Origin of the sequence: Microbacterium sp. NPDC096154 (genome assembly GCF_040302945.1) — a bacterium.
In the GTDB taxonomy this organism is placed as follows: Bacteria; Actinomycetota; Actinomycetes; order Actinomycetales; family Microbacteriaceae; genus Microbacterium.
The window spans coordinates 83454-106308 of sequence record NZ_JBEOSM010000004.1 but is presented as its reverse complement, the minus strand read 5'-3'; the positions used below and the strand labels follow the sequence as shown (position 1 = coordinate 106308).

The 22855-nt window shown below is 71.5% G+C and carries 21 protein-coding genes; 12 read left to right on the top strand and 9 right to left on the bottom strand.

What is annotated here, in order from left to right:
- The first annotated feature begins 51 nt into the window (after nt 1–51).
- The 7 genes from ABTW64_RS07065 to ABTW64_RS07035 all read left to right on the top strand — a co-directional run bounded on the left by ABTW64_RS07065 (nt 52) and on the right by ABTW64_RS07035 (nt 5516).
- Nucleotides 52–978, top strand: coding sequence for a ParA family protein (locus ABTW64_RS07065; RefSeq protein ID WP_350620719.1), 927 nt, complete (start codon nt 52–54; stop codon nt 976–978).
- Complete coding sequence (locus ABTW64_RS07060) at nt 978–1958, top strand: ParB/RepB/Spo0J family partition protein (protein WP_350620717.1); 981 nt, start codon at nt 978–980, stop codon at nt 1956–1958. Before ABTW64_RS07065 ends, ABTW64_RS07060 begins: the two co-directional genes overlap by 1 nt.
- A gap of 107 nt (nt 1959–2065) precedes the next feature.
- Nucleotides 2066–2953: an SDR family oxidoreductase gene (locus ABTW64_RS07055; RefSeq protein WP_350620715.1), complete on the top strand. Its 888-nt coding sequence runs from the start codon at nt 2066–2068 to the stop codon at nt 2951–2953.
- A gap of 1 nt (nt 2954) precedes the next feature.
- Nucleotides 2955–3212, top strand: a complete 258-nt coding sequence (locus ABTW64_RS07050) for a DUF7218 family protein (protein WP_350620713.1) — start codon at nt 2955–2957, stop codon at nt 3210–3212.
- Between the two features lie 148 nt (nt 3213–3360).
- Nucleotides 3361–4821 (top strand): aldehyde dehydrogenase family protein, encoded by a 1461-nt coding sequence (locus ABTW64_RS07045; protein ID WP_350620711.1) that lies wholly within the window; start codon nt 3361–3363, stop codon nt 4819–4821.
- Between the two features lie 147 nt (nt 4822–4968).
- Nucleotides 4969–5319: a tryptophan synthase subunit alpha gene (locus ABTW64_RS07040; protein ID WP_350620709.1), complete on the top strand. Its 351-nt coding sequence runs from the start codon at nt 4969–4971 to the stop codon at nt 5317–5319.
- A gap of 23 nt (nt 5320–5342) precedes the next feature.
- Nucleotides 5343–5516 (top strand): hypothetical protein, encoded by a 174-nt coding sequence (locus tag ABTW64_RS07035; protein WP_350620707.1) that lies wholly within the window; start codon nt 5343–5345, stop codon nt 5514–5516.
- A 62-nt stretch (nt 5517–5578) separates the two neighbouring features.
- On the opposite strand, the gene trxA is transcribed toward ABTW64_RS07035, so the two are convergent.
- From trxA to ABTW64_RS07005, 6 genes are all read right to left on the bottom strand, one after another.
- On the bottom strand, nt 5579–5902 hold the full coding sequence (trxA, locus tag ABTW64_RS07030) for a thioredoxin (RefSeq protein ID WP_350620705.1): 324 nt from the start codon (nt 5900–5902) through the stop codon (nt 5579–5581).
- A gap of 77 nt (nt 5903–5979) precedes the next feature.
- Nucleotides 5980–6954: a thioredoxin-disulfide reductase gene (trxB, locus tag ABTW64_RS07025; RefSeq protein WP_350620703.1), complete on the bottom strand. Its 975-nt coding sequence runs from the start codon at nt 6952–6954 to the stop codon at nt 5980–5982.
- Nucleotides 6955–7070: 116 nt separating this feature from the next.
- Nucleotides 7071–7532, bottom strand: a complete 462-nt coding sequence (locus ABTW64_RS07020) for a DUF4383 domain-containing protein (RefSeq protein WP_502892308.1) — start codon at nt 7530–7532, stop codon at nt 7071–7073.
- A 136-nt stretch (nt 7533–7668) separates the two neighbouring features.
- On the bottom strand, nt 7669–9285 hold the full coding sequence (murJ, locus tag ABTW64_RS07015) for a murein biosynthesis integral membrane protein MurJ (RefSeq protein WP_350620701.1): 1617 nt from the start codon (nt 9283–9285) through the stop codon (nt 7669–7671).
- Nucleotides 9278–11695, bottom strand: coding sequence for a DUF6049 family protein (locus ABTW64_RS07010; RefSeq protein WP_350620699.1), 2418 nt, complete (start codon nt 11693–11695; stop codon nt 9278–9280). The genes murJ and ABTW64_RS07010 overlap by 8 nt, the downstream gene beginning before the upstream one ends.
- Before the next feature lie 153 nt (nt 11696–11848).
- The gene (locus ABTW64_RS07005) at nt 11849–12814 is read right to left on the bottom strand and encodes a LacI family DNA-binding transcriptional regulator (protein WP_350620697.1); all 966 of its coding nucleotides are present in this window, start codon (nt 12812–12814) and stop codon (nt 11849–11851) included.
- 129 nt (nt 12815–12943) lie between these two features.
- Between ABTW64_RS07005 and galT the strand changes: the two genes are divergently transcribed.
- Together galT and galK are read left to right on the top strand one after the other, a co-directional pair.
- A complete protein-coding gene (gene galT / locus ABTW64_RS07000; RefSeq protein WP_350620695.1) occupies nt 12944–14200 on the top strand; it encodes a galactose-1-phosphate uridylyltransferase in 1257 nt (418 codons plus the stop codon).
- Nucleotides 14197–15393, top strand: a complete 1197-nt coding sequence (gene galK, locus ABTW64_RS06995) for a galactokinase (RefSeq protein ID WP_350620693.1) — start codon at nt 14197–14199, stop codon at nt 15391–15393. The genes galT and galK overlap by 4 nt, the downstream gene beginning before the upstream one ends.
- Nucleotides 15394–15578: 185 nt before the next feature.
- On the opposite strand, the gene ABTW64_RS06990 is transcribed toward galK, so the two are convergent.
- A complete protein-coding gene (locus ABTW64_RS06990) occupies nt 15579–16013 on the bottom strand; it encodes an Hsp20/alpha crystallin family protein (RefSeq protein ID WP_350620691.1) in 435 nt (144 codons plus the stop codon).
- 247 nt (nt 16014–16260) lie between these two features.
- On the opposite strand from ABTW64_RS06990, the gene ABTW64_RS06985 reads away from it, so the two are divergent.
- Nucleotides 16261–17829, top strand: a complete 1569-nt coding sequence (locus tag ABTW64_RS06985; protein WP_350620689.1) for a DUF7059 domain-containing protein — start codon at nt 16261–16263, stop codon at nt 17827–17829.
- A 31-nt stretch (nt 17830–17860) separates the two neighbouring features.
- Here ABTW64_RS06985 and ABTW64_RS06980 read toward each other — a convergent pair whose 3' ends face one another.
- Together ABTW64_RS06980 and ABTW64_RS06975 are read right to left on the bottom strand one after the other, a co-directional pair.
- Complete coding sequence (locus ABTW64_RS06980) at nt 17861–18721, bottom strand: EamA family transporter (protein ID WP_350620687.1); 861 nt, start codon at nt 18719–18721, stop codon at nt 17861–17863.
- Nucleotides 18718–19788: a zinc-dependent alcohol dehydrogenase family protein gene (locus ABTW64_RS06975; RefSeq protein WP_350620685.1), complete on the bottom strand. Its 1071-nt coding sequence runs from the start codon at nt 19786–19788 to the stop codon at nt 18718–18720. Before ABTW64_RS06975 ends, ABTW64_RS06980 begins: the two co-directional genes overlap by 4 nt.
- Before the next feature lie 99 nt (nt 19789–19887).
- On the opposite strand from ABTW64_RS06975, the gene ABTW64_RS06970 reads away from it, so the two are divergent.
- Entirely contained in the window at nt 19888–21315 is a 1428-nt protein-coding gene (locus ABTW64_RS06970) for a CCA tRNA nucleotidyltransferase (RefSeq protein WP_350620683.1), read from the top strand.
- Between the two features lie 298 nt (nt 21316–21613).
- The gene (locus tag ABTW64_RS06965) at nt 21614–22837 is read left to right on the top strand and encodes a glycosyltransferase (RefSeq protein ID WP_350620681.1); all 1224 of its coding nucleotides are present in this window, start codon (nt 21614–21616) and stop codon (nt 22835–22837) included.
- Nucleotides 22838–22855: the final 18 nt, after the last annotated feature.

Genomic DNA, 22855 nt, shown 5'->3' with positions numbered 1-22855 from the left:
CGGCGGTTAGAGTGGGAGAGTTGATCCGCTCGCGAAGGGAAAGTGTTTCACGTGAAACAGTCCGAGAAGGCGGCGTCGTTCGCACTCCCCGACGACACCCCTCTCGCTCGTGAACTCGCTGACCTTTCCGCTCGGCGCCGCGCGCTCGAGTCGGTGAGCGTGGAGTTCCCCGGGCGCACGCGCGTCATGACGATCTCGAACCAGAAGGGCGGGGTCGGTAAAACCACGACGACGGTCAACATCGCCGCCGCCCTGGCGTCTCTCGGCGGACGGGTGCTCGTCATCGATCTCGATCCGCAGGGCAACGCCTCCACCGCACTCGGCATCCCTCACAATGCAGACACACCGAGCATCTACGACGTGCTGATCGACGGCTTCCCGCTCTCTGACGTGGTCCAGACGAGCCCGGAGTCAGAGACGCTGTTCTGTGCGCCGAGCAATATCCATCTGGCTGGGGCGGAGATCGAGCTCGTGACGCAGGTCGCGCGAGAGCAGCGCCTCAAGACCGCGATCGACGACTTCGTGCGGGAACAGGAACAGGCACTCGACTTCATCCTGATCGACTGCCCGCCTTCGCTGGGACTGCTGACGATCAATGCCTTCACCGCCGCGGAGGAGGTTTTCCTTCCGATTCAGTGCGAGTACTACGCGCTCGAGGGACTGAGTCAGCTGCTCGGCAACGTCAAGATGATTCAGAAGCATCTGAACTCGCGACTGCGCCTCTCGACCATTCTGCTGACCATGTACGACGGCCGCACCAAGCTCTCGCAGCAGGTCGCGGAGGAAGTGCGGACCCACTTCAAGGATGAGGTACTGGGGACGATGATTCCCAGGTCAGTGCGCATTTCCGAGGCACCCAGCTTCGGGCAGACCGTCATCGCTTACGACGGCAACTCCGCCGGCGCGATCGCGTATCGCGAGGCGGCGGTGGAGATCGTGCGGCGGGGACACGGCAGTGAGAAGGAAGAGGAATCCTGATGGCGAAGAGGACAGGCCTGGGACGTGGGATCGGTGCGCTGATCCCCACGGCGGAGTCGACTGAGGCGCGGCCGGTCGACGTCTTCTTCCCCGGTGGGCCGATCGCGAAGACCGAGGCCGACGACAAGCCGGTGCCGGTTGCATCGGAGTCGGCGGATGACCTGGTCGCGGTTCCCGGTGCCCGGCTGGTGCACATCGACCCGCATCGCATCGTGCCGAACCCGCGCCAGCCACGCACGCACTTCGACCCCGAGGACCTCGCGGAGCTCGTTCACAGCGTGCGCGAGTTCGGCGTACTCCAGCCCGTCGTCGTTCGCGACAAGGGCGACGGGCAGTACGAGCTCATCATGGGCGAGCGCCGGACGCGCGCGTCGCGCGAAGCCGGACTGGCAGAGATCCCGGCCATCGTTCGCGACACCTCCGACGAGGACCTGCTGCGTGACGCGCTGCTCGAGAACCTGCATCGCTCGCAGCTCAACCCGCTGGAGGAGGCCTCTGCCTACCAGCAGTTGCTCGACGACTTCGGCATCACTCAGGATGAGCTGGCGAGACGACTGGGCCGGTCACGACCGCAGATCAGCAATACCATCCGGCTGCTGCGTCTGCCGGTGCCGGTGCAGCAGCGCGTCGCGGCCGGCGTGCTGAGCGCGGGGCATGCGCGCGCCATCCTGTCTCTCGACGACGCCGAGGCGATGCAGCGCCTCTCGGACAAGATCGTCAACGAGGACCTCTCTGTGCGTGCCGCCGAGAGTGCCGCGAAGAGCGTCGCGTCGGAGGCAGGACCGAGAGCTCCCAAGCCGCAGCCGGGAGCGCGCCGCGCCTTCCTCAACGATGTGTCGGAGCGCCTCGGCGACCGTCTCAACACCAAGGTCAAGATCGATCTGACGTCGCGCAAGGGGCAGATCAAGATCGACTTCGCGACGATCCAGGACCTGAACCGGATCCTCACGGAGCTGGGCGAAGAGGGGTACGGCAACTGAACGGGTGCGGCCCCTAGGTCACTCCCCCACGAGCGTCAAGACCCTGGGCGCCGTTCGACCGCCTCCGTAGCGTGTGGAGCACAGTTTTCCACGCGAAGGAGGTTGCCGTGACCGACACCCAGAACCAGGACGATCCGCGTGAGCCGTCGGGCTCGTTCCCGGAGCAGGAGCAGCCTGACCAGCCCGGTCTCACCGGCGCGATGGAGCCGACGCCCGATCACGGCGAGAACAACTGGGTGGGTCGAGGCCGACTCGAGGGACGCAAGGCGCTGATCACGGGCGGCGACTCGGGCATCGGCCGGGCGGTGGCCATCGCCTACGCGCGTGAAGGCGCCGACGTCGCGATCGTCTATCTGCCCGAGGAGGAGCAGGACGCGCAGGAGACCGAGCGGTTCGTCCGTGAGGCGGGCCGCACCTGCGTGCTGCTTCCGGCCGATCTGACCGACGAGCAGGCCTGCATCGACGTGGTCGCGGCGGCGCGGGAAGAGCTCGGCGGCATCGACATCCTCATTCCCAACGCGGCATATCAGCGCCAGCGGGAGGGCGTGGACCAGCTGGCGGTGTCGGAGGTCGAGCGCACGTTCCACACGAACCTCATCGCGCCGATGGTGCTGGCCCGCGAGGCGGTGCCTCATATGTCGCCCGGAGCATCCATCATCGTCACCACGTCCATCCAGGCGTCGAACCCGAACCCAGGGCTGCTCGACTACGCCATGACCAAGGCGGCTCTCGTGGCGTTCACTCAGGCGCTGGCCCAGGAGCTGGGCGAGAAGGGCATCCGCGTGAACGGCGTCGCGCCCGGGCCGATCTGGACGCCCCTGATCCCGGCGACGGGATTCCCGGCCGACAAGGTAAAGGAGTTCGGTCAGGACACGCCGCTCGGACGAGCGGGCCAGCCCGTCGAGCTCGCGGGGGCCTACGTCTACCTGGCGAGCGATGAGGCCACCTATACGTCGGGCGCCATCCTGCCCGTGACGGGCGGAAAGGGGTTCTGAGATGCCCAACAACAGCATCAAGGACGAGAAGCTCTACGAGAAGCTGCGCGACGAGGGCAACTCCAAGGAGAAAGCCGCCCGCATCGCCAACGCCGCAGCGCGCGACGGCCGCGACGAGGTGGGCGAGCGAGGCGGCAACGCCGAGAACTACGAGGACCGCACCGTCGACGAGCTCCGCGACCGCGCGAAGGAGCTGGGCATCGAAGGGACCTCGAAGCTCAAGAAGGACGAGCTGATCGACAAGCTCCGCAACCACTGATCCACGGCGCGGGAAGGGCCGATGGCAGACAGCCGTCGGCCCTTCCTCCTGCCACCGTGACCCGCGCTGTGCGCCGGCTCGCCGCCTTCGGCGCCACGGGCGGGAGAATGTCGTCTAGCGCCTCCCTCGATGAAGAACGGAAGATGACATGACCATTCAGATGCAGACGCCCGTGTGGCACGAGTCGCTCTACTCGGACGGCTGGCGCGCCGGCTCAGGCGGCACGCTCACCGTCACCGCTCCGGGATCCGGCCAGACGGTCGGCTCGATCGCCCAGGCCGGAGCGGATGACCTCGAGCGGGCGGTGGCGTCGGCGCGCACCGCGCAGAAGGCCTGGGCCAAGCTGCCCTACGCCGCGCGGGCGGCCGTCATGCTCAAGGCCTCGCAGCTGCTCGCCGCCGACCCGGGCCGTCTGGCGGACGTGCTCGTGCCGGAGAGCGGGTCGGGTCAGGGCAAGGCGGGCTTCGAGGTCGGACTTGTCGTCAGCGAGCTGCAGGAGGCCGCGGCTCTCGCGTCGCACCCCTATGGCGAGCTGCTGCGCAGCGTGAAGGACCGCACATCGATCGCACGCCGCGTGCCGCTCGGCGTCGTCGGTGTGATCTCGCCCTTCAACTTCCCCGCGATCCTCGCGATGCGTTCTGTGGCGCCCGCGCTCGCGGTCGGCAACGCCGTCATCCTGAAGCCCGACCCCCGCACCTCCATCTCGGGCGGCCTCGCGCTCGCGGCGCTGTTCGAGGATGCGGGGCTGCCGCAAGGCGTGCTGCACGTGCTGCCCGGCGGCGGCGACCTCGGTGCGGCCCTCGTGACCCACCCCGAGGTGCCGTGCATCTCGTTCACCGGCTCGACGCCCGCCGGGCGCCGCATCGGCGAGGCCGCGGCGCCGCTGCTCAAGCGCGTGCACCTGGAGCTGGGCGGCAACAACGCCATGCTCGTGCTGCCCGACGCCGACGTGCAGGCCGCCGCCTCGGTCGGCGCCTGGGGCTCGTTCCTGCACCAGGGGCAGATCTGCATGACTACGGGACGTCATCTCGTGCACCGCTCGATCGCCGACGAGTACGTCGCCGCGCTGGCCGAGAAGGCCAAGGGCATCCCGGTGGGCGACCCGACCGAGGGCCTGCCGCTGGGGCCGATCATCGACGAGAAGCAGCGCGATCGCGTGCACGGCTACGTCACCGCCGCCGTGGAGAACGGCGCGACGCTCGCGGCGGGTGGCGAGTACGACGGCCTGTACTACCGCCCGACCGTGCTGACGGACGTGGCGGGCGACAACCCGGCGTGGACCGAGGAGATCTTCGGCCCCGTGGCGCCCGTGCAGATCTACGACGACATCGACGAGGCCATCGACATCATCAACGCCTCGGAGTACGGCCTGTCTGTCTCGATCATCACGGGCAACCCCTACGCGGCGTATGAGCTGTGCGATCGCATCGAGTCGGGTGCCGTGCACATCAACGACGCCACGGTCGACGACGAGGCCGTGATCCCGTTCGGCGGGGCGAAGGCGTCGGGCGTCGGCGGCCGGTTCGGCGGGCCGCAGGCGAACCTCGACACGTTCACCGAGACGCAGTGGATCACCATGCAGAGCCAGGTGGAGCGCTACCCGTTCTGAGACCCGAGGTCGGTCGTGAGGGCGCATCCATCCCGTGAGACCCCATGCGGATGGATGTGCCCTCACGCCGGACATGTGCCCTCACGCCGGCTGGCCGGATCTCGCCCATCCGGAGCCCGTTCAGGCAGGCGCGCGTAGCCTTGATGGGTGAGCGATCCCACCCCTCTCCCCCGCCGGCGCGCGAGCGTCGAGGTGCTGCGCGCGGAGGCGGCGGATGAGCTCGCGGCGCTCATCAACGAGCGCCTGCGCGGCGGCGAGGACCCGTGGGACTTCATGGAGGATCTGCCCACGATCGACGAGCTGGTGGTCTTCACCCTGCGCGCCGAGCACATCGAGGCCGACGGCGGTCTGCGGCCCACCGCGGCGCGCAACCAGCGCCTGCTTCGCCTCATCGCGCAGGAGTATCCGGAGCTCACTCGCGCCGTCTGGCGCCTGGTGGGTCAGGAGAACACCCACCGCCGCTGGGACGCGGTCGTGCGCGTCATCGACGGCCCCTGAGAGCCCGTCACTAAGGTGGGGCCATGATCGCCGGCACGCACCTCGTCATCCTGCTGCTCACCTGGGCCGTGGCCCTCGCCGTGGTCGGCTTCGCCCTGTACTGGGTCGTGCGGCTGGCGGTGCTGCACGCGCTCAAGGCGCACACCGAGTGGCAGCGCGCCGAGCAGGCGTCTCGGCGGGGCACCGATCTCGCCTGATCCGCGGTGAAACGACGGATCCCCCCGGCGGTGCCAGGGGGATCCGTCGCGAAGAGCTCGGTTTACTTCAGGAACTCGGCCAGGTCCTGCTCGAGCGCGAACTTCGGCTTGGCGCCGATGATCGTGGTGGCGACCTCGCCGTCCTTGAAGACCTTCATCGCCGGGATCGAGGTGATCTGGTACTTCATGGCCAGATCCGGGTTCTCGTCGACGTTGAGCTTGAGGATCGTGATCTTGTCGGGGTTCTCGGCCTGGATCTCGTCGAGAACCGGTGCGACCATGCGACATGGGCCGCACCACGCGGCCCAGAAGTCGACGAGCACGGGGCCCTCGGCGTTGAGCACGTCCTGCTCGAACGTGGCCGAAGTGGTGGCCTTGGCGGTCATATGCGTCTCCTGTCGTGAAGGATCTCTGCTCGCGTGAACGCGAAGCGGGGCTCGGATGTTCCCGGGTCGGGCCCGGGTCAGGCCGGGGTCTCGACCAGCTGGTCCTCGGAGGGGGCCGGCTGGCCCGCGTCGCCACGCGCCGCGAGGTAGTGCTCGGCGTCGAGCGCCGCGACGGTGCCGCTGGCGGCGGCCGTGACGGCCTGGCGGTAGCTCGGGTCGATGACGTCGCCCGCGGCGAAGACGCCGGCGACCGAGGTGCGCGACGAGCGGCCGTCGACCCAGATGGTGCCGTCTTCCGTGAGCTGGAGCTGGTCGTGCACAAGGTGCGTGCGCGGGTCGTTGCCGATCGCGATGAACAGGCCCTCGACCGCGAGCTCGCGGGTCTCCCCCGTGACCGTGTCGCGGAGGGTCACGCCGGTCAGCGCGCCTTCTCCCAGGATGTCGGCGACCTCGGCGTTCCAGACGAACTCGATCTTGTCGTTGGCCAGGGCGCGATCCTGCATGATCTTCGAGGCCTTGAGGGTGTCGCGGCGGTGGATCACGTAGACCTTCGAGGCGAACTTCGTCAGGAAGGTCGCCTCCTCCATCGCTGAGTCGCCGCCGCCCACCACGGCGATGGTCTTCTCGCGGAAGAAGAAGCCGTCGCACGTGGCGCACCACGAGACGCCGTAGCCCGAGAGGCGGTCCTCGCCGTCGAGGCCGAGCTTGCGGTAGGCCGAGCCGGTGGCGAAGATCACGGCCTCGGCCTCCTCGACCTTGCCGCTGCCGAGCGTGACCTTCTTGACGTCGCCCGCGAGGTCGAGCGCGGTCACGTCGTCGTAGGCGATCTCGGCGCCGAACTTCTCGGCCTGCTCCTGCATCTTGGCCATCAGGTCGGGCCCCATGATGCCCTCGGGGAAGCCGGGGAAGTTCTCGACCTCGGTGGTGTTCATCAGCTCACCGCCCACCTCGACCGAGCTGGCGACGACCAGCGGGTTCAGGTTGGCACGGGCCGCGTAGATCGCGGCGGTGTAGCCGGCGGGACCGGATCCGATGATGATGAGCTGTCGCACGAGCGCCTCCTAGGTTCCGACTGCCTCAACACATGCTACGCGCGGCCTATTCCATAGATTAGCGTCTATGGAATAGGCCGCGCGTGTGATCAGGCTCTGGCGCAGGACTTGCGTCGTCAGTCGTACGCCGCGTCGCGCGCGCCGCCGCGTCCCAGCAGGATGCCGAGTCCGATCATGGTGACGGCGAGCACGAAGTGCAGCCAGTTGTCGGCCGTGTTCAGCGGCACGAAGTTTGCGCCGCTGTCGTGCGGCACGAACAGGCCGTACAGCCAGAGCACGGCGTACACCGCACCGCCCCAGATCAGGTACTGGCGCGAGAAGCCGAACGCGCGCGCCGCCATGAGGCCGACCACGCCGTACAGCAGGTGCACGATGTTGTGCAGGATCGATACCTGGAAGATGCCCAGCAGCATGGCCTCAGACGTGTGGCCCGCGAACTGCAGACTCTCGATGTTCGACGTCAGCCCCGGGATGAAACCACCCAGCCCGACGATGAGGAACACGATGCCGTAGACCAGCGCCGCCTTCTGGACAGGTGTCTCGGCGAAGCCGTTCGTTCGCCTCGTTGTACTACTCACGATGCCCCGCTCTCTCCGCGTGCTGTGTGCCGCGGAATAGCAGGACACCACGGGCGAAACAGCCGCCGACAGAGGCTTGACGAACAGCCTCGCGGGGTGCGAGGGCTTCGCGCCCCATCCCGTCGGCGGTTCGGCCTCAGCGGCCGAGGAGGCGGCGCACCAGGGTGCCCGTTGTGCGCAGCTCCGGGGCGCGGAAGAGCGCGAGGACGAGCACGTAGACCACGAGCGCGACGCCGCCCACCACACCGGTGCCGACCGCGCCCAGCAGGCGGCCTGCGATGCCGGTGACGTCGGCGGCCGCCATCCATCCGTTCGCTCCCCCGCTCACGAGGTAGACGCCGAACGCCGCGGCGCCGGCGGGGATCGCCGCGAGCGTGAAGCGCGTGAGGGCCCACAGCGATTCGCCCATGCCGAGCGGCCCGAGCCGGCGGCGCAGCAGCCACGACGCCAGGATCACCTGGGCGAGGCTCGAGATCGACTGGCAGACGGCGACGGCCGCCGCGAGGTGGTCGGGGGCGACGACGAGCGGCATCAGCACCGCGAGGCCGATGGCGATCGCGGCCTGGAACACCGTGAACAGGAACGGCGTGCGGGTGTCGCCATAGGCGTAGAACGTGCGCTGCACGATGAACTGCACGGCCAGGGGGACGAGGCTCACCAGGAACCCGATCAGCACGGGCGCCGCGGCGGCGGCTTCGGTGTCGCTCGCGGTGAAGATGCGGGCCGCGGGCACGGACGCCGCGATCAGCGCGACCGCGGCGATCACGACGAGCAGGCCGAGCGTGCGCACGCTGCGGCCGATGTCGGCGCGCACCTCGTCGTCGCGCCCGGCGGAGGCGTGCTCGGAGAGCTGTGTGAAGTACGGGGTGCCGATCGACATCACGATCACCGAGTACGGCAGCATGAACACCAGCCAGGCCGTGAACCAGACGGTGGCGGATGCGTCGTCGCCGGAAGCCGCCGAGATCACCCGCTGCTGCACGGTCGAGACCACGAGGCCCACGACGAGCATGGCGAAGCTCCATCCGGCGAGCGAGCGGATGTCGCCCAGGCCCATGCCGCGCCAGCCGAAGTCGGGGCGCAGACTGAGCCCCGTCCGGCGCCAGAACACGAGAAGCAGCACGGTCTGGGCGACGATGCCGAACGTCGCCACGCCGCCGAGCACGGCGATCATCGCCGGATCCCACTGCCCCACCTCGCTGCGCTCACCGCCGAACGCGACGATGAAGAGGCCGAAGCCCACGATCGAGACCACGTTGTTGACGATCGGCGCCCACGCGTACGGCCCGAAGACGCGGCGGGCGTTGAGCGTCTCGCCGATCAGGGCGAACATGCCGTAGAAGAACACCTGCGGCAGGCACCAGTACGCGAACGCGGTGCCGAGAGCGAGCTGGTCGTCGGTGAACTCGGCGCCGAAGAGGGCCACCAGCCACGGGGCGACCGCCATGGCGACCGCCGTGACCGCGAAGAGCACCACCGCCCCGAGCGTGAACAGCTTGGAGAGGTGCTCGCGGCCGCCGTCGTCGCGGCTGCTCCACTTCACGATCTGCGGCACGAGGACGGCGGTGATGAGGCCCGCCGACAGCACCTGGAAGACGTAGTTCGGCAGCTGGTTCGCGATGGTGAACGCATCCGAGGCGTGCCCGTACGCGCCGATCGCGGCGACCAGCACGATCGACCGGATGAGCCCTGTCACGCGCGACACCAGGGTGCCCGCGGCGATCATCGCGCTGGCCCGACCGAGACTATGCATCCGCGTCCTTCTCCTCGCCGGCAGCTCTCTGGCCGGAGGCACTCTCGCCGGCGGCTTCCCGGGCGGCAGGGCCGGCCGGCTGTCCGTCGGGATCCGCGCTCGCGGCATCCGGTGTCTGATCTTCGGGCCCCGGCGGCTCGGCGGACGCGGCCCCGCGGCGCCGGCGACGGATCGTGCGCACGATGCCGGTGCCGATCAGGCCGACGACGAGCACGACCAGCACGACCAGGCCGATGCGCTCCCAATCCGCCCGGACGGTCACCTCGACCGTCTGCGGTGCGCCGATCAGCTCGCCGGTCGGACTGACGAGAGTGAGGTCGATGTCGACCTCGCCGCTTCCGACACGCGCCTCGACCGGCACCTGCACGGCCGTGCTGCTGCGGGCACCGGCGGTCACCGTGAGCTCGTCGGCGACATCGAGTCGCGGGTCGGTCGGCTGCGTGCGCAGCGTGACCGTCACGGGATACGGCAGGTCGTTGCGAATCCACACGGGCAGGGACGCGCCCGCGCTGAGCAGCTGCACGGGCGTCGGAGGCTGGATGCCCACGGCGTCGGCGCGCCCGCGCGTGCGCTCGCGGAACGTGACCACGGCGTCCTCCCACGCGGCGCGCCGGCCGTCCCATCCGACCGCGAGCACCTGCAGCGCCTCTGCGCGCACGAGACCCGACAGCACCTCCGGGTCTTCGAGCGTCGTGGCGGTGACCGCGACATCCTCTTCGGCGGCGCCGACCTCGGTGACGAACGCCGCGCGCGAGGCGTCGGCCGGGGTGTCGAGCGGCGTCACGCGCTCCTGCTCCGCGGCGACCAGGTCGTCGAGGTCCTGCGGCTCGACGGCCGAGCTCAGCCCCACGACGTCGATCGCGGCCGTGAGCTGCGCCTCGAGATCGGGCATGGTGTCCTCGATCACCGGGATGTCTTCCTCGGCCTCCGCGGAGGGGGTCGCCTCGGGGGTGCCGCTGGGTGTGGTCTCGGTCGGAGCGACATCGCCGGTGGCCGATCCGCCGTCGTCCGAGCCGCCGGGTGTGACGTCGCCGCCATCCTGCCCGGTGCCATCCTGCCCGGTGCCATCCTGCCCGGTGCCGTCCTGGGAGGTGCCCGCTCCGGCCCCGCGCGGGAGCGCCACCAGCAGCGGCGCGTCGCCGGCTTCCTGGCCGGCGAGCCACAGCTCGGCGCTCGCCTCCGCGGCGGCGGCCGTGCGATCGACCTCGTCACGCGTTCGGGCGACCTCGGCCAGTGCAGCGGACGCGCCCGCGTCGTACACCAGCACGCCCGCCCCACCGCCGGTCGTCCCCGCCGCGGCGACGGCCGATCCATCGGCGCCCTGCTCGGTCGCGTCCGAGGGGGTGAGCGTGAACGCCTCGTCGTCCGCTGCGTGGAGGCCGTCGATCACGGACTCCACCGCGGAGCCGGGCAGAGGCCAGTACACCGACTGGGCGGCGTCACCGATGTCCAGCAGATCTTCGAGGGCGACCTCGGCGTCCTTCTCGCCGGCGTCCGCGACTGTCGGCGAGGGTGACGGGGAGGTCGACGGCTGCGGCTCGGCCTCAGGGGCGAGGTATCCCGCGAGCGAGAGCGGCCGCATGGGCTTCGGGAGCCCCGCCTGCAGCTGGGCCGCGACGTCGGCGTCGCCGAACTGCAGGGCGAAACGGTCGTTGGGAAGGATCATCAGCCGATCGAGCCATTCCCTTGCGGACTGGGGGGCGCGCTCGCCGAGCGCGCGGATCGCAGCGGGGATGGCCGGATCGACGGCGAGGATGGCGTCGGAGCCGACGGCGGCCAGCTGCGCCGTCAGTGCGCCATCCGGAGCCGTGAGCGCCTCGAGCCGCTCGGCGTCGAGCATGCCGCCCACCGGCACCGTGGTCGTGATGGGCACCACGAGGCCCACCGGCTGCGCCTCGTCGGACACCACCACGACACTCGTGGCCGACGTCTGGCCGAAGCGCGCTCGCAGGGGATAGACGCCCGGATCAAGGTCGGCGATCACCGCGTGGTCGCCATCGACCGTGATGCCGACGGTGTCGGTCTGTCCCGGGGCGACGTCGTCTCCGGATCCGGTGCCGATGACGGTGAAGGAGATGTCGTCGCCCTCGCCCCGCAGCCAGGACCGCAGCGCCTCGCGGTCGGCGAGCGGGGTGCGGGCGATCTCGAGCACAGCGGTGCCGCCGTCGAGCGGCGCGCTGGACGCGTTCTCGATCGTCACGGTCGTGGTCAGCGGAAGCCCGGGGCGCAGCACGCCCTGGGACGCGGCCGCCACGGTGAGCTGGGCAGCGTCCTGCCCATCGACCGCCGCGTGCACCGGCCCAGCGCACGACAGGCCGACGAGCACAGCGAACGCCGCAGCGGGGAGAGGGGCGAGGTGGCGCCGCCTGCTGTGGGCGGCCCGGCCCCGGGTGAGGTGCGTCGAAGTCATAGTGCGCTCTGATCGCGGGTCGGCACGGCGGAGCCACAGACCTCGGATCCTCTCGATTCTACGGAGGCGCCTGAGGAACGCCCGGATGCGCAGGGCGCTCCGCGCGTTGTCGGAGCCTCGGGAGTGTGGTCGCGGACGTCGTCGTCGGGCGTCTCAGCCGCTCTGACGCACCACGAGCCGGGTCGGTACGAGGGTGCGCTCCGGAGGCTGCCGGCCCTCGACGAGGTCGAGCAGCAGCGTGACGGCGCCGGCGCCGAGCGCCCCGAAGTCCTGGGCGACCGTGGTGAGCGGCGGCAGGAAGTGCGCCGCGTCGATCACATCGTCGAAGCCCACCACGGCCACATCATCGCGGCCGTCCTCGCGCAGCGCGCGCAGCAGCCCGAGCGCCATCTGGTCGTTCGCCGCGAACACGGCGGTGACGGAGCGGTCGGCCGCCAGTTCGCGCCCGCGGTCGAAACCCGACTGCGCGCTCCAGTCGCCGCGGGCGGGCTCGGGAGCGGGCGAATCCGCCAGCCCGCGGCGCCATCCGCGCTCGCGCTCGTCGGCCGCGTAGGATCCGGCCGGGCCGGCGAGGTGGTGCACGGTGGCGTGTCCCGCGGAGCGCAGGTGCGCGACGGCGGCCGCGGCTCCCCCGGCATGGTCGGACGCGATGACCGCGAGGCCGGGGCCCGGCGCCGCGTCGATCGCGACGAGCGGGAACCCCGGCGCCTCGGCCGCGCGCACGCTGGGGCTCGCCTCGTTCAGGGCGATCGCGCCGTCGACGCCGTGGTCGTCCAGAGCCGCGAAGGCCCGCGCGGCGGCGTCGAGGGTGTCGTCGGCGAGAGTCACGACGAGCACGGCGTGGTCGTGCTCCGCCCCGGCGGCGACCACGGCCTCCAGCGCCCGGGCGCTGCCGACCGATGCGAGCGTGCGCACGAGCACGCCGATCGTGCGGGTGCGGCCCGTGCGCAGGGCGCGTGCGGCGCGATTGGGTCGGTAGCCGAGCGCGGCCATGGCCGCCTCCACCCGGGCGCGGGTCGAGGGATCCACGCGCGCCGATCCGTTCGCGACGCGGGACACGGTCTGACCCGAGACGCCTGCGAGCCGGGCGACATCCGCCGCCGATGCGCTTCGCGTCATCCTGCCCCTTTCCCGTCGCCTGCCCCGCCGCACCTGCCGCAGCGCCCCTCCGCCACAGCCCTGCCTCCTTGCGGCCGCGGGGTGAGCCGCCTCTATCATGCATGTTGACGTCAACATGCGAAGGATCCCATGACGAACCCGCAGAACCCACCCGTGCCCGAGGGTGTCGCGCTCGGCGCAGGAGTCGTGCGCCGCAACGCCGTGCTCGCGGACGGCCGCGAACTGATCTACTACGACGACCCCGGTACGAGCCTGCCGCCCGAGCGCCGGATGGATGAGCGCGAGCTGACCCCGCGGCCCGAGACGGCCACCATGCGGCGCGACGTGCTGACAGGCGACTGGATCTCGGTCGCCGCCGCCCGTCAGAGCCGCGTCGTGATGCCTCCGGCCGACCTCGACCCGCTCGCTCCGCAGTCGCCCACCAACCCGTCGGAGCTGCCCAGCCTGTACGACGTGGCGGTGTTCGAGAACCGCTCGCCCTCGTTCGGCCCCGCCCTCGATGAGGCCGTGGGCGCGGCACCCGTCGCCGTCGATCCGCCCCGCGGGCTCGACGACCTCGACGCCCCCGGGCTGGGCCGCTCGCGCACCTCGGTCGGGCGATGCGAGGTCGTGTGCTTCAGCCCCGAGCGCACGGGATCGTTCGGAACGCAGTCGGTCACACGTGCGCGCACGGTGATCGAGGCCTGGGCCGATCGCACCGCGGCGCTGTCGGCCCTCCCCGGCGTGCGGCAGGTGTTCGTGTTCGAGAACCGCGGCGCCGAGATCGGCGTGACGCTGCAGCACCCGCACGGTCAGATCTACGCGTACCCGTACGTCACGCCCCGCACGACGTCGCTGCTCGCCTCCATCGAGCGGGAGGGCCCCGACCTGTTCGAGCGCATCATCGCGTTCGAGCAGGATGGCCCCCGCGTGCTGCTCGAGGGCGAGCACTGGATCGCGTACGTGCCGTTCGCGGCGCGCTGGCCGATCGAGGTGCATCTGGCGCCACGCCGCCACGCGCCCGACTTCGCGGCCCTGACCGCGCAGGAGCGCGATGAGCTCGCGCCGCTGTACCTGCGGCTGCTGCGCGGCATCGACGCGCTGTACGGCGACGAATCGCATGCCGCGTTCGCGGGTGGCACGCCGTACATCGCGGCCTGGCACCAGACGCCGGTGGCGGTGGGGCGTGACACCGCGCGCCTGCACCTTCAGCTGACGTCGCCGCGCCGGGGTGCCGACAAGCTCAAGTACCTGGCCGGATCGGAGGCCGCGATGGGCGCCTGGATCGGCGACATCCCGCCCGAGCAGGCCGCCGACCGGCTGCGCGAGGCGATCGCCCGAGTCGCCGATCCGGCGTCGGGCGACACGACGGCCGGCGGATCGATCGAAGGGAGCCAGCCGAGATGACGGCGCTGCAGGATGCCCGTGACCTGTTCGGCTCGCTGACCGGCAGGGCGCCCGAGGGCGTATGGTCGTCGGCCGGTCGTGCCAACCTCATCGGCGAGCACACCGACTACAACGAGGGATTCGTGCTGCCCTTCGCCATCCAGCACCGCACGTATGCCGCTGCGGGCATGCGGGGCGACGGGCTCATCCGGGTCGCGTCGACGTTCGCGCCGGACGCGGTGGAGCTGCGCGTCGCCGACCTGGAGGCGACGTTCGGCGGAGCGGCGGGGAGCGCCGTGGCGGAGGGACGCGTGCCCGAGTGGGCCGCCTACCCGCTGGGCGTGGCATGGGCTGCGCTCGCGGCGGCGCGGCGCGAGGCGGGCGACGTGGCGGGTGTGGACATCGCGATCGCGTCGGACGTGCCGATCGGGGCGGGGCTGTCGTCGTCGGCCGCGATCGAGGGAGCCGTCGCGACCGCCCTCGACACGCTGTGGGACCTCGGCCTCGAGCCCCTCGACAAGGCCCGAGTGGGACGCCGGGCCGAGAACGAGGCGGTGGGAGCGCCGACCGGGATCATGGACCAGGTCTCGTCGATCATGGGGCGCGCCGACGCGGCGACATTCCTCGACTGCCGCACCCTCGAGACGCGCTCGGTCGACCTCGGCCTCGGGCGCGAGGGGCTCGCGCTGCTCGCGATCGACACGCGGGTCAAGCACGCGCACGCGACGGGCGGGTACGGGGACCGTCGTGCCGCCTGCGAGCGGGGCGCTGCCGCCCTCGGTGTCCCTGCCCTGCGCGACGTGGCGGCGGCCGACCTGGATCGCGCGCGCGACATCCTGGACGACGTCACCTTCCGCCGCGTGCGGCACATCGTCACCGAGAACCAGCGCGTGCTCGACACGGTCGGGGTGCTGAGCGCATCCGGCCCTCGTGCCATCGGCGAGCTGCTGGTCGCCTCGCATGCCTCCATGCGCGACGACTTCGAGATCTCGGTGCCCGAGCTCGACCTGGCCGTGGAGACCGCGCTCGAGGCGGGGGCGCTCGGCGCCCGCATGACCGGCGGCGGCTTCGGCGGCTCGGCCGTGGCTCTGGTGGAGGTCGAGGCGGTCGACGTGGTGGCCCACGAGGCGGCCCGCGCCTTCGCCGCGCGCGGCTACACGGCGCCGCACTGCTTCACCATCGAGCCGTCGGAGGGGGCTCGTCGCGACGCGTGACGTGCGCCTCCGCCGAGGTGCAGCGCAAAACCTCGCGCCGTCACGGGCGTTCCGGCCGGGCTGTCGGCGGCACGTGGGTGGCGTGCAGGTGGACCACACCGCGGCCGGGAGCCAGACATCCGGCGCCGTATCTCCCGGCATGCGAAAGGGGACCCGGATGATCCGGGTCCCCTGGGGTGCGGGGGTCACGCCGTGAGCTCGGGAGTGACGTCCTGCGCTCCGGCGACCGAGCGCTGCACCTCGACCTTGCGGGGCTTTGCCCTCTCGCTGATCGGGATGAGCACGCTCAGCACGCCGTTGTCGTAGGTCGCCGAGATGGCGGCGGTGTCGATGCCCTGCCCCAGGTTGAGCTGACGCAGGTACGACCCCGTCGGGCGCTCGCGCGTGATCCACTTCACGCCCTCTCCGCTGCGGGCGGTGCGCTCGGCACGGATGGTGAGCAGCTGGCCGTCCACGTCGATGTCGACGCTGCCCGGGTCGATGCCGGGCAGGTCGGCGCTCAGCACGTAGTGGTCACCGTCGCGGTAGAGGTCCATGGGCATCACCCGGGGGCCCTGCCGGTCGAAGAGCTGCTCGGCCATGCGGTCGAACTCGTGGAACGGGTCGAAGAACATCGCCATCGTGATCCTCCTCCTGTCTGTTCGTGGCGGTTCAGACCTGAGTCATGAGGACTCGATACATGATTTAGCACTCTCGTGGTGAGAGTGCCAGAGTCTGTGCTCGAAGAATCCTAAGAATCGGCTGAAAGCCCCGGTGAGGAGGTGGATCGATGTGTGCGCCAGTGCCCGCGGATGCCGGGGCCGTGTCCCACTTCACGCCGGAAAGAGCCCTCGACAAGGGCCAGGAGTGGGACACGCGCCGGCGCGGATGGGCCACAACCGGGACAGGGGTTCGGGGTTGAATGGTGCCGTGACCCCGAACCCCGATCCCGACCTCTGCGCGGTGCTGGCCGCTGACCTGCAGGCCGCGCGCTTCCGTTCCGAGGCACTGCGCGCCGCGTGGGGGGTCGAGGCCGACGACGCGATCGGCCGGGGGCTGCGCGTGCCGGCGCTGCGGGGGCTCGGCGACCGGTCCGATGCCCTGGCGACGCTGGGCCGCCTGCTCGTGCTCGGGGTCGCCCAGCCGCTCGCCGCCGTGGACGCAGCCCTGCCGCGGCTCGGCGCCACGGGTCTGCGGGCCCTGGGCCTGGCTGCGCTTCGTGATGACATCGTCGAGCCGCGGGCGATCATCCGCCCGCAGTCGTACCTCGACACCGACGGGGCGGGCGAGTGGTGGTTCGCCAGCGACCTCGACGAACTGGCGCTCGGCGGCGGCGCCCTCGCGGAGGACCACGTTCTCGGCGTGGGCGGCGCCTCGCTCACGCTCGCCGGGCTGCAGCTTCCGACCCCCGCCGGTCGAGTGCTGGACCTCGGCACCGGATGCGGCATCCAGGCTCTGCGCGCGCGCCGATACGCGACGTCCGTCGTCGCCACCGACCTGTCGGAGCGAGCGCTGGCGTTCGCCCGCCTGAACGCGCTGCTCAACCACGACGAGCACGTCGAGACCCGCCACGGCAGCCTGTTCGAGCCCGTGGCCGGGGAGACGTTCGACCGGATCGTGACCAACCCGCCGTTCGTGATCACTCCGCGGGTCACCGGCGTGCCCGGCTACGAATACCGCGACGGCGGGCTGGTGGGCGACGCGCTCGTCGAGCAGGTGGTGCGTGGCGTCGGGGCCCACCTGGTGCCGGGCGGAGTCGCGCAGCTGCTCGGCAACTGGGAGTCGCGCGACGGCGTCGATGGCCTCGAGCGGGTGCGCGCGTGGGTCGACGCCTCCCCCGTGCCTCTCGAGGCGTGGGTGGTCGAGCGTGAGCAGCTGAACCCGATCCAGTACGCCGAGATGTGGATCCGGGATGGCGGCACGACGCCGGGTTCGCCGCGTCACGACGCCATGCTGACCGCCTGGCTCGACGACTTCGCGGAGCGCGGCGTGACGTCCATCGGCTTCGGGTACGTGCTGCTGCGGCGCGCGCCGGACGGGGTCCCGCAGCTGGGCCGGTACGAGCGCGTGAGCCAGCCGATCCCCTCCGAGGGCGGGCTCGGCTCGCACCTCGCGCTCGCGCTGGCCGCGCACGACCGGCTCGCCGGCATGGACGACGACGCGCTCGCGACAGCCATCCTGCGCACGGCGGCCGACGTCACCGAGGCCCGACACCACCTGCCGGGCATCGGCGACCCGCAGGTGATCGAGCTGCGGCAGGGCGCGGGGTTCGGGCGGTCGATCCAGGTGGATCCGGGCCTGGCGGCGCTTGTGGGGGCGTGCGACGGCGAGCTGGCCGTCGGGCCGCTCATCGCCGCGATCGCCGACCTGCTCGAGGTCGACGGCGACGCCCTGCGCGCCGAGCTGCTGCCGCGGGTGCGCGAGCTGGTGATCGACGGGTTCCTCGCCTTCGCCTGACGCCGGCGCGCCGGTGGCCGTGCCGGGAGCGTCAGGCCAGGGCGACGAGCGCCACGGCGACGGCACAGGCCGCCAGGCCGATGCTCTGCCCGCGGTGGATCCGCTCCCGCAGCACGACGGCCGCCAGGATGACCGTGGCCGCCGGGTAGAGCGCCGAGATCACCGACACCACGGTGAGGAGGCCGTGCTGGGTGGCGAGCAGGAAGAACGTGAGGGCGACCGCGCCCAGCACGCCCGGCAGCAGCGCGAGCGCGGCGGATCGACGCGGCAGCGTCAGCGGGGCGCGCACCAGCAGCGCGGCCACGAGCAGCACGACCACGGCCGTCAGCATGCTCGCGGCGTTGGGCCACAGGCCGGCCTGCTCGCGCACCTGGCCGATCGCGGCGAACGACGTTCCGAAGCCGATGCCCGCGAGCACCCCATCGCGGATCGATGCGGCCGTGCCGGAGGGCCGGGCGAAGACGGCGTCCGGCGCGCCGGCGGGATCGGGCGTGCGCGCCACGAGCCAGATGGCCACGAGCCCGACGGCGATGCCGACCCAGGCGAGCGGCTGCGGCCGCTCCCCTGTCGCGACGCCGACGACCACGGGCACCGCAGCGCTCACGACGGCGGAGATCGGAGCGATCACGCTCATGCGGCCGCCGGCGAGTCCGCGATACAGGAACGCGCCGCCGAGGCCCGAGCCGATCCCCGCTACGACGGCCCACATCAGGTCGACCGGAAGCGGCGTGCCGCCCAGGATGAGCCCCAGCGCGCCGGCGGTGAGCAGCGCGCCGAGCTGGCTCCACAGTGCGATGGTCCAGGCGCTGTGCCGCTTGGAGAACAGGCCGCCGAGGAAGTCGGACAGGCCGTACGCGACCGCGCAGGCCAGCGCGAGCAGGACCGCCGTCACGGGCGCGCGGCGCCGGGCAGCAGCAGCGACTTGATCGCGCGGCGCTCGTCCATGGCCGCGTAGGCCGCGGCCACATCGGAGAGCGGCAGCGTCAGGTCGAAGACCCGACCCGGCTCGATCGCGCCCGACAGCACCTCGGGCAGCAGCTCGTCGACGTAGTTGCGCACCGGCGCGACGCCGCCGCGCACGCCCACGTTCGAACGGAACATGGTGCGCACCGGCAGCTCAGGGCCGCCGTTCGGCACGCCCACGAAACCCACCTGCCCGCCGGGCCGGGCCGAACGCAGGGCCTGATCCATCGATTCCTTGGTGCCGACGCACTCGAGCACGGCATCCGGTCCGATGCCGCCGAACATGTCCTTCACGGCCTGGACGCCCTCGTCGCCGCGCTGGGTGAGGATGTCGGTCGCCCCGAACGCCTGCGCCACGGCCTGACGCGGCTCGTGGCGTGACATCGCGACGATGCGCTCGGCGCCCAGGCGCTTCGCCGCCAGCACCCCGCTGAGGCCGACGGCGCCGTCGCCCACGACAACGACGGTCGAGCCCTTGCTCACGCCGGCCGACACGGCCGCGTGGTGCCCGGTCAGGAACACGTCCGACAGCGTCAGCAGGCTCGGGAGCAGGGCGTCGTCCGGCGTGCCGCCGGGCACGACCGTGAGCGATCCGTCGGCGTGCGGCACGCGCACGTACTCTCCCTGGCCGCCGTCCATGGCGTCGCCGGCGTGGTCGGAGCCGCCCCACCAGCCCGACTCGAGGCACGACGTGCTGAACCCGTTGCGGCAGTTCGGGCACGTCATGTCGCAGTCGTAGAACGGCGCGATCACGAAGTCGCCGGCCTTGACGCGCGAGACATCCGCTCCGACCTCCTCGACGACGCCGATGAACTCGTGGCCGATGCGCTGCGGCTGGGAGGGAGCGGTCGTGGCGCCGCGGTAGTGCCAGAGGTCGGATCCGCAGACGCAGGAGGCGACCACCCGCACGATCGCGTTGCGCGGCTCGCGGATGACGGGATCCGGCACCTGCTCGAAGCGGACGTCGCCGGGGCCGTGGAGGAGGGTCGCGCGCATGGGTCCAGGCTATCGGCGGGGTCGGACACCGAGGCGGGCGGGCGGCGTCCGATGCGGGCCGGGTCGGACGCGTCCGACGCCCTCCGTAGACTGAAGACCATGCTCAACATGGCCGCCGGCGTCGCCCGTCTCGGCGAACTCGCGGCCTCGCCCGTGGTGTCGACCCTGGCTCGGGCGTTCGCCGACGCCGGACACGACCTCGCCATCGTGGGCGGGCCCGTGCGCGACGCGCTGCTCGGCCGCACGACGCACGACCTGGACTTCACGACGGATGCGCGGCCCGACGACATCCTGCGCATCGTCACGCCGATCTCGAGCGCGCAGTGGGACATCGGACGCGCGTTCGGCACGATCGGCGCGCGCGTGCGCGGCGAGCAGGTGGAGATCACGACGTATCGCGCCGACAGCTACGACGGTGTCACCCGCAAGCCCACCGTCGAGTTCGGCGACACGCTCGAGGCCGACCTGACACGGCGCGACTTCACGGTCAACGCCATGGCGCTCAAGGTGCCCGAGGTCAAGCTCGTCGACCCGACGGGCGGCGTCGAAGACCTGATCGCGGGCGTGCTGCGCACCCCGATCGATCCGCGCATCAGCTTCGGCGACGATCCCCTGCGCATGCTGCGCGCCGCGCGCTTCTCGTCGCAGCTGGGGTTCGACGTCGAGGAGCGCACCCTGGAGGCCGTGTCGGCCCTGCGCGAGACGCTCTCGATCGTCAGCCCCGAGCGGGTGCAGAGCGAGCTCACGCGGCTGCTGGGAACCGACGATCCGGTGCGCGGCATCCGGGTGCTGGTCGAGAGCGCGCTCATCGACCAGTTCCTCCCGGAGGTCTCGGCCCTGCGGCTCGAGGTCGACGAGCACCACCACCACAAGGACGTGTACGAGCACTCGCTCACGGTGCTGCGGCAGGCGATCGAGCACGAGCACGAGCGCTTCCCCGACCAGCAGCCGGATGTCGCGCTGCGGCTGGCGGCGCTGCTGCACGACATCGGCAAGCCCCGCACGCGCAAGCTCGAGAAGGGCGGCGTGGTCACGTTCCACCACCACGACATCGTGGGGGCGCGGATGGCGCGCAAGCGCCTGCAGGCCCTGCGGTTCGACGGTGAGACGACCGACGCCGTGACCAAGCTGATCGAGCTGCACCTGCGGTTCTTCGGATACGCCGAGGGCGCCTGGACCGACTCGGCCGTGCGTCGGTACGTGCGCGATGCGGGCGACCAGCTCGAGCGGCTGCACATCCTGACCCGGGCCGACGTCACCACGCGCAACAAGCGCAAGGCCGTGCGTCTGGCCCGGGCGTACGACGACATCGAGGCGCGCATCGTGGCCCTGCGTGAGCAGGAGGAGATCGACTCGATCCGTCCCGAGCTCGACGGCAACCGCATCCAGGAGGTGCTCGGCATCAAGCCCGGGCCGGAGGTGGGCAGGGCCTACCGCTTCCTGCTCGACCTGCGCCTCGACGAGGGCGTGCTCGGCCCCGAGGAGGCCGAACGCCGCCTGCGCGAGTGGTGGGCCGCCCAGGCCTGACGGCTCGGGCGCGAGCCCATCCTGTCGGGCCGCGAACGCGCTGTTCGGGGCGGGCGGAAGCGCGTGCCGCGCGCGGCCGGAGCGGTGTCCCACTTGTGGCCGGAATGAGCCCGCCATATGGGCGCGAAGTGGGACACGGTTGGGGTGAAACGGGCGCGAAGGGGGACATGGCCGCCCGGCTCGCTGGACCCCGGCACGCCTCCGGGGGCGTCATACCTCGGTCGGTTAGGCTCTGACCTCGACTTCCCTGACGCCGCGCGCCCGCGGGCGTTGCCGCGACCGATACAGCGAGGCCGCCGTGACCGACTCCTCCTCCGAACCAAAGCCCCTGCGCATCCTGCTGGGCTGCGACACCTTCGCCCCCGACATCAACGGCGCCGCGCGGTTCGCCGAGCGACTCGCCGCGGGGCTCGTGCAGCGCGGGCACGATGTGCACGTGGCGGCGCCCAACACGCGTCACGTCGACGAGCCGAACCGCACCGAGACGATCGAGGGGCAGCCGATGACGCTGCACCGGTTGCCCTCGGTCAAGCTGTGGTGGCACGAGTGGCTGCGCTTCGTGTGGCCGTGGCGCGCCAAGCACCACGCTCGTCGGGTGCTCGATCGCGTCAAGCCCGACGTCGTGCACATCCAGTCGCACATCGTCATCGGTCGCGGTCTGGCGCGCGAGGCGCGCAAGCGCGGCATCCGCATCGTCGCGACGAACCACGTGATGCCAGAGAACATCCTCGACTACACGACGCTGCCCGAGTGGGCGAACCGGCTGTTCATCAAGCTCGCGTGGGACGATGCCAAGCGCACGTTCGACCTCGCCTCGGCGGTCACGACGCCCACGCGGCGGGCGGCCGACTTCCTCAAGGCCGCCACCGGCATCGACGGCGTGATCCCCATCAGCTGCGGCATCGACCGCACGCAGTACACGGCAGACCTCACGCCCCGCACCGAGAACCGCATCGTGTTCGTCGGCCGGATGACCGCCGAGAAGCAGGTCGACGTCATCCTGCGGGCGCTGGCGAAGCTCGATCCGGCGCTGGACGCCAAGCTCGACCTGGTCGGGCAGGGCGACCAGGAGCACGCCCTGCAGGCGCTCGCCGCCGAGCTGGGCGTGCTGGACCGTGTGGTCTTCCACGGTCGTTCGACCGACGAGCACCTGCGCGCGACGCTGACGCGCGGCAGCGTGTTCGCGATCGCGTCGATCGCCGAGCTGCAGTCGATCGCCACCATGGAGGCCATGGCCTCGGGGCTGCCTGTCGTCGCGGCCGACGCCGTGGCCCTGCCGCACCTGGTGCACGACGGCGACAACGGCTACCTCTTCACGCCGGGCGACGCCGACGAACTCGCGGCCAAGCTCACGACCGTGCTGACCGCTTCGCCCGAAGAGCGCCGGCGCATGCAGCAGGCGTCGCTCGACGGGGTGCTCGTGCACGACATCAACCGCACGCTCGACACGTTCGAGGCGCTCTATCGGGGCTCCCGGAACCCCGATCGTCCGGCGCCCGGCGACGACACGCTGCCCGGCTGATCCGGATCGGCGGCGGCG